Consider the following 11,202-nt stretch of genomic DNA (forward strand, 5'->3'; position numbering starts at 1 on the left):
ACTCACGCAGAAGTTGCGGGCGGCCGGGCTCGGAGCGATCGCCGACCTGGGATTCGTGGGGCTTGGCGACAGCGGGCCTGACGCTGACCCGGCGGTGATCACCGGCTACAAGGCCGCCCGGAACCGGCCGCTCACGCGAGGGCAGAAGCTGTCCAACAAGGCGTTGGCAGCCGTCCGGGCGCCGGTCGAGCACGGCTTCGCCCACCTGAAGAACTGGCGGGTCCTCGGCAAAGTACGCACCGACCCGAGGTGGGAGACCGCCCTGGTGAGGGCTCTGCTGGTACTGACGAACCGTGAAGTCTCCAGGTGACCGACGATCTTCGCCGAAGTCATCCGCCCGTGACCAGCACGAGCATCCCGAACCTCGCGCACACCAGACCCGTGACCTGCAACTTCACGATGCACAGTGCTCATTGCTTCTTGGGTCGCGACTTCGAGGCCGCCCAGATCAGCTGCAGTTGCCCGATCTCAGCGACGTTCTTCATCAGCTCGGCGTTCAGCCAGGCGATCATGTGTCCGATGGTGTTGTCCGGAGGGGTCTGCCACGGCAGCGTGGAGGCTGCGTCCAGATCGGCGTCGGTGAGTTTGTCGAGGACCGCCAGCCACTGGGTACGCAGATCCTGTAGCCAGGCGACGGTCGCCGGTCCGTTGCCGGGCCAGGTGATGTCGGTACGCTCCCGGGGCGTACGTCCCTGTGCGTGATCGATGGCAGTGCTCCACCACCAGCCGATGTGCCAACTCACCCAGCCGATGGTGGGAACGGGAACGGGGTCGGGCTCGGTGTTGGCCCAGTCCGGCAGCCAGTTCCCGGCGGCGTCCGGGCGCACTGTCCAGGTCAGGTCAGTGGGCTCCCACAGAAAGGCCTCGGGTGTGAGCCGCTCCAGGTGGTACTCGAACAGTGACCAGGGCATGTCGAACTGCCAGCGCAGTAACTCGCGGCGGGGATTCCTCATCGTTCGATCCTCGCATGGTGCCCTGGAGGGCAGCCGTCACGTCGCCTGGTGTGGTACATCAGGGTGTCACGGTGTAGCGCGCAGCAGGCCCATCGCGTGAGATGAATCCGCGCGAGCGTCGCGGGCGAATGCGAGCGGGTCAGATCAGGCCGTGACAGAGGAAGGGCCGTACGGGTTAGGTGAGTTGTGAAGCTGACCTGGGCCCGTACAGCCTGCTCCCATCCTGCCCTGTCCGGGGTCTCCCGCGCGCATTTCGGCGATTTACTCCAAGAACTCGCGCCCAGGTGGACAGCGGCCCGCGAGTCCGCGTTGCATGAGCGGCGCGGGGGTGCCCGGCGCCGGGCGGCTGGGGCGGGCCGTAAGCAGAAGCTGGTCTTCCCCGACCGGCTGCTGGCCACCCTCGTCCACCTGCGGCTCGGGCTTCCGCATGCCGCCCTGGCCGAGCTGTTCGATGTCGATCGCTCCACCATCTCCACTGCGATCCGCGAGGTCCGGCCGCTGCTCGCGGCCCGTGGCTTCGCCGTCCCCGACCGGCCCGGCCTGCGCCTGCGGACCTTGGAGGATGTCTTCGCCTACGCCGAAGCCGAAGGCGTCGACCTCCGCATGGATGGCACGGAAGTCCAGGTCAGACGTCCCAAGGCCGGGCGCGCCGGACGTAAGGCGTTCGTCTCCGGCAAGAAGAAGCAGAACACCATCAAGACGACTACGTTCAGCGATCACCAAGGCCGTACCCTGTTCTCCGGCGTGACGCGGCCGGGCCGCGTGCACGACCAGACCGCCGTGCGCACCGAGGGCATCGCCGAGCAATTGCGCCTCCGCCCAAATGTGAAAGTCGAGGTGGACGAGGGCTACTGCGGCTTGGCCAACGAATTCCCACACCAGGTCAACGCTCCGCCGAGGAAGCCGAAGGACGATGTGTGTGACGGCGAGAGGCGGGCCTGGCGCGAACAGCGACGCCGGCAGTCCTCGGCTCGGATCTGTGTGGAGCACACCAATGCCGAGTACAAGCAGTGGCGCCCGCTCCAGCGCTACACCGGACGGCGTGAGAACTACGATGAGACCCACCGTGCCATCGCCGGTCTGGTCTCCGACCGCTCCGCCCGCAGGGCAACCCGCCGCAGGACGAGTACCGAGCTGGTGTCCGTCCGCACGACGACCTGCTGATCACCCGACAGCCAAACCCCCAGGCCAGCACGTCCCGATCTCAATTGTCCCCGTGATCGTTAGCCTCGACCGCTTCCGCGCCGACCCGGTCCTGGCCGCCCTGCAGTGGCCGGACGACGTGCTGCAGGACTTCCTCTTCGAACACGGCGACCACGGCCCCTTCGCGGTCGACTACGGTCACCTCGACCTGAGCGCGATCACCTGGACGCTGGAGGCGATCCCAGCCACGGACTTCCACACCAAGACGACCGGCGAGAGCGAAGCCGGACTGATCGAGCATTTCGCACAGAACCCCGTGTACTGGGCCTCAGTGAAAGTCCCCGAAGCCGGCAGGCACTGGGAAGACTACGGGACGTGGCTGCGCCCGCCGCTCCTCATCGACCGGCGCCTCCTGGACCCGGCGGACAGCGGACTGCAGGTCCTGGAGGGCCGCACCCGCGTCGGAGTGCTGCGCGGCCGCCTCCGCGAGCAGCTGCGCGTCGCCCCGCGCCACCAGGCGTGGGTGGGACGTCCGTGAGAACCTGCCCCGTCTCGCTGCGTACGCTGCGAGCATCGAGGTGTTTTCGAGGAAGAGCTGAGGATGACTGAGAAGACGTCTGTTCCCGGGCCGCGCCGAGACATGGCGATGCACAACGACTGGTGGGTGTCGGGCTGGGAGCACGTCCTGCCCCGTCAGGGCTTCCCGCTGACCATGCTGATCGGGACGGCGTGCCAGCCCGGTTTCACCGGCTCCCTGGACGACCTGGTGCACGAGATCTTCGACGGGCACTGGGACATGATCGGCGGCGACCTCGACGGTCCCCTCACCTTCTCCTGGCCCGATGAGGAATGGGACTACGAGGCCGCGCCGGAGGGCCGCGAGGCATGCGAGGCAGCCCGCTGGGAGCAGTTCAGCACCATGCTGACGACAGCCGGCTACCCGGTGCCCGCCACCGTGCGGGACCTGTCCGAGCTCTACCTGACGTGGGGCCTGGCCCGCCGCGAAGAGACGCCGGACGGCACCCGATGGTCCATGCCCGCCGTGCTGCCACTGCCGGGCGACCTGCTGCCCCTGGACCCCGAACTCACCGAGCGCCTCAACGGGATCCGCTGGACGATGCGCACCGGCCCGCTCCTCGACACCCTCATCGACCACCTGGTCAACGATCTGGGTGAACCGGCAGAGACCCTCACCTCCCTGGACCGGCTGGCGGCAGCCACAGGCCAGGACGTCGACGACGTCCGGCTCGCTCTCGCGGAACTCGTGAAATCCGGCGACGCCCTTGTTCAGCGCGGCGAGGAGCCGGCCGACGCGGAGCGCCTGGAGGCCCACCGCCGCTTCCGTCTGGTCATGGACTGGGAGCACTTCCACGAGAACCGCATCCAGGTCAGCCGCGGTGACTGAGGCCGCGCACGGCACCGTGGGGACCAGCGACACGCGCCTGATCGTGCTCCGAGGCAACAGCGCCTCGGGCAAGTCCTCCGTCGCGTCCGGCCTGCGCGAAAAGTTCGGCCGCAACCTCGCCATCGTCGCCCAGGACAACCTGCGCCGCATCGTGCTGCGCGAACGCGAACGGCCCGGCGGCGCTAACATCGGCCTGATCGACCTCACCGCCCGCTACGCCCTGGACCACGGCTTCCACGTCGTCGTCGAAGGCATCCTGTACGCTGACCGCTACGGCACGATGCTCCAGGACCTGGTGCGCGCCCACCAGGGCGTCACACGGTGCTACTACCTCCACGTGCCCTTCGAGGAGACAGTGCTCCGGCACGCGACGAAACCAGACGCCGAGTGCCTCGCGCACGTCAACGAGGGCCACCTACGCGACTGGTACCGAGACAAGGACCTGCTCCCCAACGGCCTGGAGACCGTCATCGACGCGGCCAGCACCCTGGACGACACGGTCCAACAGATCCTCTCCGAGAGCGGCCTGGACGGCATTCCCCCGATCGACCGCTGAGGGGCGCCACCGCAGGTACGGTCAGCTTCACGGCAGGCAAGACGGCACACACCACCGGACCCAGGGGGGCCAATGGGCGTGGAGAACGGACCGCAGAGCATCCCGTGGGGCGGCGAGTGGCGACGACACCTCCGCTCCGATGCCGAGATGGATCTCGTGCGCTCGTGGAAGCGCCGTGTCGAATGCCCGACCTGCAAGGCGGCCGCAGGGCGGGCCTGCCGCACCGCGGGCGGCCGCCCGACCAACGAACACCGTGCGCGCCGTGACGCCGTCGGCCCCATCCCGTACGCGAAGTGGCGAAAGGAGGGCCTCATCCCCGAGCAGCGGACGTACACGATTCCGGCCGTGCTCAAGGAGTCGGAGAAGGCCCGCGCCGACTTCAACGTGGACACCGCCCTGGCCGACGGTGTGGCGGTCGTCCGCATGTTCCTCGCCGACCGGCTCGGGTTGTTCCTCCAGGGCGAGGAGGCCATGGACCGCATCGACGACGCCGTGCGCAAACTGATCGAGGTCCGCGGCCCGGTGGGGACGGCCGACGTGGTCACGGTCCTCGCCAGCCAAGTCGCCTCGCTGCTGGCTGCGAACGCCGGACCCGACGGCGATCCGGAGGCCCTGTTCGACACGATGATCCGCGCGCAGATTGACATGGTCCGCAAGATGAATGCGATCGAGAAGGAACGAGCCGACGGCTGACCGGCCCTCACTGATGTAGTGCCACCCACTAACCTCCTGCCGACGCAGTACCAAACGTGCACGCCGGCGGTATCCCGTTCGAGCGAAGGGCTGAGCTGTGCCCGACCGACCTGAAATCGTCTGCATCTGCGGCTCCACCCGGTTCGTGGACGAGATGCGTGCGGTGAATCGTGATCTGACCTTCGCCGGGATCATTGTTGTCGCGCCAGGCGAAGCAGACGAGTTGATCACCGACAAGCAGAAGACGGCTCTGGACGCCCTCCATCTACGCAAGATCGACCTGGCAGACCGAGTTCTGGTCGTCAACCCTGGCGGCTACATCGGCGAGTCCACGCGCAGGGAAATCGACTATGCCCACGCCACCGGCAAGCCGATTTCGTTCACCGATCCCGCCCCCGCTGCAACGTAGTTCGCCGGGGGAGCGGCCCGAGATCCCAGGGCCTACACGCACACCAGTGCGATGCCGCAGCTCAGAGCCCCCGGGCATCGCACCTCAGTGCGTGTAGGGCCTGGGAGCGGTGCCGCTGGCCCCGGACAGCGAAGGACCCCGGGCCGCCCTGGCGGATTCCGGGGATCGTCGCAACACGTGATCACTGACGTGTGGTGGCGAGCAGTGTATGCAGGCGCTCAGCTGGGAAACCCCAGCCGAGCGTTTTGAGTGGGCCGTTGTTGAGTTCGGCGGCAGCAGCGTCCGGCTCCTGGCGGCTGCACCCGGCCGACGAGTCTCCAGTTCCTCAACCACGAGCTCACGTTGAAAACAGGTCAACCTCATACAGGGCGCTTGACAGGGTGCGGAGCTCGGGCGCTACTTGTCGGTGCTCACTGCATAAATGCCGATCAATGGGGGCTCAATGGGAAAGATCAGGCGATCGAGGCTGACTGTCACGCTGGCGGTTGCCGCCGTCGTCGGCCTTGCACTTCCGGGAGTTGCCGGTGCGGCGGATGGCTCGACCCAGCTCAGGTCCAACACGGCCTGTAACGACGGCAAGGCGACAGCATTGGAGAACGTGGCCATCCGCACCAGTACCAGTACCAGTGCCGCTCTGGTGACCACTGCCCTGAAGGGGCAGACGTGGGCCTGTGGTGCAAATAGCGTCATCCTGGGCGGCCGGTATACCGCTTGCGGGACATCGAACGGCAACGGTTGGTTCTACGTCTACAACGACAACTACGCGGGCTATACCGCGTCAGGTTGTTGGGGGTGACGCTACCCGCGTGACACCTCCCACCGCCGAGAGGCGCATTCCGGCGGTCGTCGCGTCACAGTGATCAACTGGCTGTCTCCAGGAGCTTTGCGAGGCGCTCGGCTGGGGTGTCCCAGCCGAGCGTTTTGCGTGGTCGGCTGTCGAGTTCGGCGGCGACGGCGTCCAATAGAACGCAAGCCTGCGCCCCGGTGCCCTGTCGCCGGTGTCACCGCCGCCGCTCACCAGTCGTCAGGTGCACTGCCTACCCACGCGATCGGCTGGCCCTCGCTGTTGTGGCCCCAGTGCGGTTCCTCCATCAAGGTCTCGTGCCCGTCGGGCAGGACGCAGATCCGCCCCCAGCGGCCGTGCTTGCCCGCGCAGACCTCGGTGAGCCGGGCCGCGTCGCCACCCGCCACGGCCTGGTCGTAGCGGTCCTGGAACGGCTGGAGACGGGCGCACAGCTCCAGCCCGAGCTCCGTCTCCGCCGCCTCCACCCGGGCCCGTGCCGCCTGCACCCCCAGGTCGGACAGCACAGCCGAGATGACGTCCTCCGCCTCCGCGAAGGCCCTGGTGCGGGCGTGCCGGCGCACAGCGTCCTGCACCCGCTGCTCCGCGGCCTCCTGGTCGCTCGCGCTCATCACGCCGCTCCTTCCGTGGCCGCCCACTCCAGCCCGAGGTCGGCGAGCGCGGCGATCTTGTCGACGGTCAGCTTGGTCCGGCGGCTCTTGCCGTTGGACAGGAACACCCCGAGCTTGACCTCCGTCCCGTCCGGCAACGCCTCTACGTGGGCCCTGGGGACCGTCACAGAGCCCGTGCGGCCCCTTGGTTACTGCCAGGGGCCGCAACGCCCCGCTCGAAGGCGCTCACGGGCACTGCGGACGGCTCTGTGGACACGTCCGGCTCCATCGGGGCCGGGGCCGGGGCCGCGGTGGGCGGGGTAACGCCGACGGCCGCCAGGCGCTCGCGCTGCCCGTCGGCCAGGGCCGCCCACACCTCGGGTTTCCGCTGCCGGGCCAGCCACTTCCCCACATCCATGCCGTGCACGGTGAACCCGGATAGAATCCCCCGCCGGGAGGCGGCGGTTGCTCGGGGCCCATTGTCGGTAGCGGGCTCTATGCTCAGGACTTCTTTAGCCCTGGAAGGTGGGGTGCCCATGGCCGCCGATTTCGTAGCTTTGCATGAGCCGCTCGTGGAGTGGGTCTTCGAGCAGACCTCCCAGAACCCGGCGGAGGAGTACGTGTCGATCACCGCCTTCGGTGAACTGCACGACCTGACGGAGCAGCAGTGCCACCGGCTGCTGCAGGCGTGCAAGGCAGGGGGCCTGGTGGACGACCGCTTCGCCACGCTTGGCGATCCGGCGGCAAACCTGACCCCCCGCGGACTGCAGTGGGTACAAGGACGCCTGCGCCGACGTGCTGACCCCGTGAAGCGCGCCGTGGCCGCACGCAAGGGCCTGCTGATGTGGCTGTGGCACCAGAAGCACGAAGGAGTGACCTCCCCTGCGGTCGAAGGAGTGCTCCGCTCTCCGCTCTCGCTCTTCGAGGGCGAGCGGCTGGCACCCGGGGAGATCGACCGCGCTGGCGCCACTCTCCGGTCCAAAGGACTGATCACCGGGACCATGACGGGACAGACCGAGGGCCCCGTGCTGGCAGACATCACGTCAGAAGGGCAGGACTGCGTGGAGCAGTACGATGGCGACATCAGCGCCTACGAACGCCGGAACGCCGGCGGCAATACAACGTGGAACATCGAGCGGAACTCGGGCAACATCGCGAGCAACAGCAGCGGTGTCACTCAGAACGCGGTGACGCAGAGCGAGTTCGATCCGGCGAAGATCCTGGCAGCGGTCAGCCTCCTCCAGCAGCTGGCCCCGTCCCTGACCCCGGACGCCGACGAGCAGGAAGAACTCTGCTCCCAGGCCGGGGACCTCCAGGCGGCTGCCAACGACCCGGCATCGGACCGGGGGACGCTGCAGCGTCTCGGCGGTCGCGTTATTGCCACCCTCCGCAGGCTTGTCCACTCACCCGATGTCCAGCGCCTCGCCATTGACGCGGTGGAGCAGGGGATCCAGAGCCTGTAGAGCGACACTCGCCAGCAGGCGCAGCGAATGGGGTTCTGTGCCGGCTCCGGCACAGAACCCCATTCGCGTTCGGTGCCTTGTGGGATTGAGGGAGCCAGGCCCTCTGTACCCGGCTGGACCGCCTCACTGAACCCGCCCCGGCCGCCACGTAGTTCGCCGGGGGAGCGGCCCGAGATCCCAGGGCCTACACGCACGCCAGTGCGATGCCGCAGCTCGGAACCCCCGGGCATCGCACCTCAGGGCGTGTAGGGCCTGGGAGCGGTGCCGCTGGCCCCGGACAGCGAAGGACCCCGGGCCGCCCTGCGCCCCCGGGGTCCTGTCGCCGGTCTCACCGCCACTGCTCACCAGTCGTCAGGTGTGCTGAACACCCACGCGATCGGTCGGACAGCCAAGCAGCATTTGCCCGCCCGCTGACCGTATCCCGTCCCGTTCCTTGGAAGACAAGGTCCGACTTCCGGTGCCCGTGGGTGAAGATGAGGTGATGCAGGAGAAGCGAGCAGAAGAGTACGGTCGGTGCGCCGCGGTTCTGGACGTCGACTTTCAGGTCCCTGGTGCGGCTGCGATTTTCGATCAGGCGTTGACGAACGGGCTGGCGGCCATCGTCGCTCACAACTGGCAGGGGGAGGAGAGCGAGAATCGCAGGAACGGTGATCACCGGCTGAAAGCGGCGTCGCAGCTACTGAAGGTCATCACAGAACGATGTGATGAAGATCAGAAGGGCATACGACTCGTCCCAGACACAGATGACGAGTCGAAGATCGCAGTAGATGTAGCGGCTCTGAGCGAGGCCCTGGAGCAGACCCAACGCGTGCGACATGCACGTGGCGTGGGTGAGATCGAGAAGCGGCACGTTACGGCCCTGCTCGATCTCGACTACCACTCCTGCCTGCGCCAGGTCAGTGAGGAACGCCGGGAGTCCGACTGGGTCAAACACCAGATCCAGGACCGGTACGAGCGGCTGCGCGCTCAGGACTACCTGGACGTGATCGGTGAGGTGGAAGCCGACCGACGCATCGCGTTGGCAGCTGACCACCGGCCTACGCACCCCGATGAGCTGAGCGACGGCATGGATGTGACGGATTGCCCTGTCTGCGGACGGGAAACCCTCGCCGTATCCGGCGTCGACGACTTCGGTGTCGGCTACGGCCCGGGCGTCTGCCTGGTGTGCTCCTACGTCCGCAGTTCCGACGCTGCCCACGGCCTGGCTCTCAACCACATGCTCGCGCGCCACGCGGACGACTGAGGGAGGTACAGCCGTCCTTCTGGCTGGGCGGGGAGAGAGGCCACGAGCCAACGCAGAAGCGGCTGACATCAGCGTTGGACTGGTCGGCTCACACCAGATCTTGCATAAAGAGGGCCGCTCGTGTGCCCCGGGGTCCTGTCGCCGGTGTCGTCGCTGCTCACCGGTCGTCGGGTGCGCTGCCCACCCACGCGATCGGCCGGCCTTCGCTGGTGCGGCCCCAGTGCGGTTCCTCCATCGAGGTCTCGTGCCCGTCGGGCAGGACGCAGATCCGCCCCCAGCGGCCGTGCTTGCCCGCACAGGCCCCGATGAGCGGTGCCGCGTCGCCCTCTGCCACGGCCTGGTCGTAGCGGTCCTGGAACGGCTGGAGGCGGGCGCACAGCTCCATGCCGAGCTCCGTCTCTGCCGCCTCCACCCGGGCCCGCGCCGCCTGCACCCCCGGGTCGGACAGCAGCAGGGCGACCTTCTCCGCCTCAGATGTCTCCACCAGGCTGGACGGCTTCGGCACAGACGCCGCCGGGACAGCTCCGTTGCTAGTCAGGGTGATGGACTGAAGGTCGATCTCGTCGGCCTGGACGCGCAAGACATCGGCGAGGGTGCCCACGGTGCCCGCGTCGAGCAGCGTCGTGTCACCTCCGGGCGGCGCCCATGCCGGATCGCCGCCGGCCGCGGAGTCGTCCCAGGAGGCCGCGACGCTCCGCAGCAGAGCAGCGACCTCCGGAGCCCGGAAGTAGACCTGGCCGTCACTGCCGCGCATCGGCCGGAGTTCCGCCACGATCTCGGGCTCGCTCACGCCGCCCACGCCAGCCCGAGGTTGGCGAGTGCGGCGAGCTTGTCCGTGCTGAGCTTGGCGCGCCTGGTCTTGGTGTTGGACAGGAACACTCCGAGCTTGACTTCCGTGCCGTCCGGCAGCGCCTCTACGTGGGCCCTGGGGACCTTCACAGAGCCCGTGCGGGCCTTGTATTGCGACAGGGCCGCAACGCCCCTGTCGAAGGCGCTCACGGGCGCCGTGGAAGGCTCCGCGGACGCGTCCGGCTCCACCGGGGCCGGCGCCGGGGCGGGCGGGGTGACGCCGACGGCCGCCAGGCGTTCGCGCTGCCCGTCGGCCAGGGCGGCCCACGCCTCGGGCTTGCGCTGCCGGGTCAGCCACTTGCCGATGTCCATGCCGTGCACGGTGAAGCCGGGCAGGACCTCCGCCGGGCCTTCCTCGTCGCGCACCAGCTCGCGCAGCGCGGCGTAGTGCCGCTGCCACTCGGTGGGCCACGACGGGTTCCAGTCCTCGTCGACCTCCTTCAACGCGGCCTCCCACTCCGGGTGTTCGGCCAGCGCACCGGGACGGCGCAGGTTGGACAGCCACTGCCCGATCGGCTTGTCCAGCGCCGCCGCCGACCGGGGAGCGCACAGCGTCCAGTGCTCCGCGTAGTACACCCGGGCCGCTGCCAGGTTCTCCTGGAACCGCGCATCGGCCGCAGTCCAGGCCATGCCCAGCTTCTCCAGCCGCGCCGCGCGCCGGCCGTTCATCTGCCCGGCCCCGTACGCCCGTCGCTGCTCCGCGACCCAGGTCCCCAGCGGGAACGCGCCCTCCTTGTGCTCGTACGGCACCCACGAGACGCAGGCGATCTGGATGACCGACGCCGACGTCGCCAACTAGCTCACCGACCCGGACGGCCACGAGAGCTGACCGCGCGCCGGGCACTGTGGTGGTCCCTGCCGGGTCGGGCTGTGCGACTGGTGCGCCGTCATCGAGGATGATGCGTACCGCGTGCTGGGTTCCTCGGCCGACGTGTCGAGCTCGTCGGCGAAACGATCGTGAGGGGCGGCGGTGAGGAATTCGACTTGTCGCGGGTGTCCACTGAACCGCCCCGGGTTCGGTAGAGATCTCAGATTGTGGTTGTGACCTGGGGTTTTGTCAGTTCCGTGTAGTAGTTGGTCTCGTACTCGACGGGTG

Annotated in this window: 12 protein-coding genes and 3 pseudogenes; 10 read left to right on the forward strand and 5 right to left on the reverse strand. The window is 68.3% G+C overall.

Annotated features, from left to right (window positions below; all coding sequences use genetic code 11):
- Nucleotide 1: 1 nt before the first annotated feature.
- Nucleotides 2-310, forward strand: a pseudogene (locus tag AB0E67_RS30760) (transposase family protein); the annotation flags it as partial.
- A 100-nt stretch (nt 311-410) separates the two neighbouring features.
- Here the strand turns inward: AB0E67_RS30760 and AB0E67_RS30765 are convergent.
- A complete protein-coding gene (locus AB0E67_RS30765) occupies nt 411-953 on the reverse strand; it encodes a DinB family protein (RefSeq protein ID WP_362032811.1) in 543 nt (180 codons plus the stop codon).
- Between the two features lie 186 nt (nt 954-1,139).
- Between AB0E67_RS30765 and AB0E67_RS30770 the strand changes: the two genes are divergently transcribed.
- The 7 genes from AB0E67_RS30770 to AB0E67_RS30800 all read left to right on the forward strand — a co-directional run bounded on the left by AB0E67_RS30770 (nt 1,140) and on the right by AB0E67_RS30800 (nt 5,955).
- The gene (locus AB0E67_RS30770) at nt 1,140-2,117 is read left to right on the forward strand and encodes a transposase family protein (protein WP_362032814.1); all 978 of its coding nucleotides are present in this window, start codon (nt 1,140-1,142) and stop codon (nt 2,115-2,117) included.
- Between the two features lie 52 nt (nt 2,118-2,169).
- Nucleotides 2,170-2,634, forward strand: coding sequence for a hypothetical protein (locus tag AB0E67_RS30775; protein WP_362032817.1), 465 nt, complete (start codon nt 2,170-2,172; stop codon nt 2,632-2,634).
- 63 nt (nt 2,635-2,697) lie between these two features.
- Nucleotides 2,698-3,501, forward strand: a complete 804-nt coding sequence (locus AB0E67_RS30780) for a DUF6042 family protein (RefSeq protein ID WP_362032820.1) — start codon at nt 2,698-2,700, stop codon at nt 3,499-3,501.
- Nucleotides 3,494-4,057 carry an AAA family ATPase gene (locus tag AB0E67_RS30785; RefSeq protein ID WP_362032822.1) on the forward strand — a complete coding sequence of 188 codons (564 nt, stop codon included), beginning with the start codon at nt 3,494-3,496 and terminating at the stop codon, nt 4,055-4,057. The genes AB0E67_RS30780 and AB0E67_RS30785 overlap by 8 nt, the downstream gene beginning before the upstream one ends.
- A gap of 147 nt (nt 4,058-4,204) precedes the next feature.
- A complete protein-coding gene (locus AB0E67_RS30790; protein WP_362032825.1) occupies nt 4,205-4,750 on the forward strand; it encodes a hypothetical protein in 546 nt (181 codons plus the stop codon).
- Between the two features lie 97 nt (nt 4,751-4,847).
- Nucleotides 4,848-5,159 carry a hypothetical protein gene (locus AB0E67_RS30795; protein WP_361934379.1) on the forward strand — a complete coding sequence of 104 codons (312 nt, stop codon included), beginning with the start codon at nt 4,848-4,850 and terminating at the stop codon, nt 5,157-5,159.
- A gap of 442 nt (nt 5,160-5,601) precedes the next feature.
- On the forward strand, nt 5,602-5,955 hold the full coding sequence (locus tag AB0E67_RS30800) for a hypothetical protein (protein ID WP_362032828.1): 354 nt from the start codon (nt 5,602-5,604) through the stop codon (nt 5,953-5,955).
- A 218-nt stretch (nt 5,956-6,173) separates the two neighbouring features.
- Here AB0E67_RS30800 and AB0E67_RS30805 read toward each other — a convergent pair whose 3' ends face one another.
- Entirely contained in the window at nt 6,174-6,572 is a 399-nt protein-coding gene (locus tag AB0E67_RS30805) for a hypothetical protein (protein WP_362032831.1), read from the reverse strand.
- Nucleotides 6,572-6,996, reverse strand: a pseudogene (locus AB0E67_RS30810) (helicase associated domain-containing protein); the annotation flags it as partial. The gene AB0E67_RS30805 and the pseudogene AB0E67_RS30810, both read right to left, overlap by 1 nt.
- Before the next feature lie 91 nt (nt 6,997-7,087).
- On the opposite strand from AB0E67_RS30810, the gene AB0E67_RS30815 reads away from it, so the two are divergent.
- Complete coding sequence (locus AB0E67_RS30815; protein ID WP_362032834.1) at nt 7,088-8,014, forward strand: hypothetical protein; 927 nt, start codon at nt 7,088-7,090, stop codon at nt 8,012-8,014.
- A 433-nt stretch (nt 8,015-8,447) separates the two neighbouring features.
- A complete protein-coding gene (locus AB0E67_RS30820; protein WP_362032837.1) occupies nt 8,448-9,257 on the forward strand; it encodes a hypothetical protein in 810 nt (269 codons plus the stop codon).
- Between the two features lie 157 nt (nt 9,258-9,414).
- Here the strand turns inward: AB0E67_RS30820 and AB0E67_RS30825 are convergent, their stop codons facing one another.
- Together AB0E67_RS30825 and AB0E67_RS30830 are read right to left on the reverse strand one after the other, a co-directional pair.
- Nucleotides 9,415-10,047, reverse strand: coding sequence for a hypothetical protein (locus AB0E67_RS30825; protein WP_362032839.1), 633 nt, complete (start codon nt 10,045-10,047; stop codon nt 9,415-9,417).
- Nucleotides 10,044-10,862: pseudogene (locus AB0E67_RS30830) on the reverse strand (helicase associated domain-containing protein); the annotation flags it as partial. The pseudogene AB0E67_RS30830 and the gene AB0E67_RS30825, both read right to left, overlap by 4 nt.
- Between the last annotated feature and the right edge of the window lie 340 nt (nt 10,863-11,202).

The organism is Streptomyces sp. NPDC032161 (assembly GCF_040636995.1).
Classification (GTDB): domain Bacteria; phylum Actinomycetota; class Actinomycetes; order Streptomycetales; family Streptomycetaceae; genus Streptomyces.

Coding starts and splice junctions, on each gene's coding strand:
- AB0E67_RS30780 (WP_362032820.1), top strand. CDS start 2,698: ATGACTGAGAAGACGTCTGTTCCCGGGCCGCGCCGAGACATGGCGATG.
- AB0E67_RS30790 (WP_362032825.1), top strand. CDS start 4,205: ATGGATCTCGTGCGCTCGTGGAAGCGCCGTGTCGAATGCCCGACCTGC.
- AB0E67_RS30805 (WP_362032831.1), bottom strand. CDS start 6,572: ATGAGCGCGAGCGACCAGGAGGCCGCGGAGCAGCGGGTGCAGGACGCT.
- AB0E67_RS30815 (WP_362032834.1), top strand. CDS start 7,088: ATGGCCGCCGATTTCGTAGCTTTGCATGAGCCGCTCGTGGAGTGGGTC.
- AB0E67_RS30765 (WP_362032811.1), bottom strand. CDS start 953: ATGAGGAATCCCCGCCGCGAGTTACTGCGCTGGCAGTTCGACATGCCC.
- AB0E67_RS30800 (WP_362032828.1), top strand. CDS start 5,602: ATGGGAAAGATCAGGCGATCGAGGCTGACTGTCACGCTGGCGGTTGCC.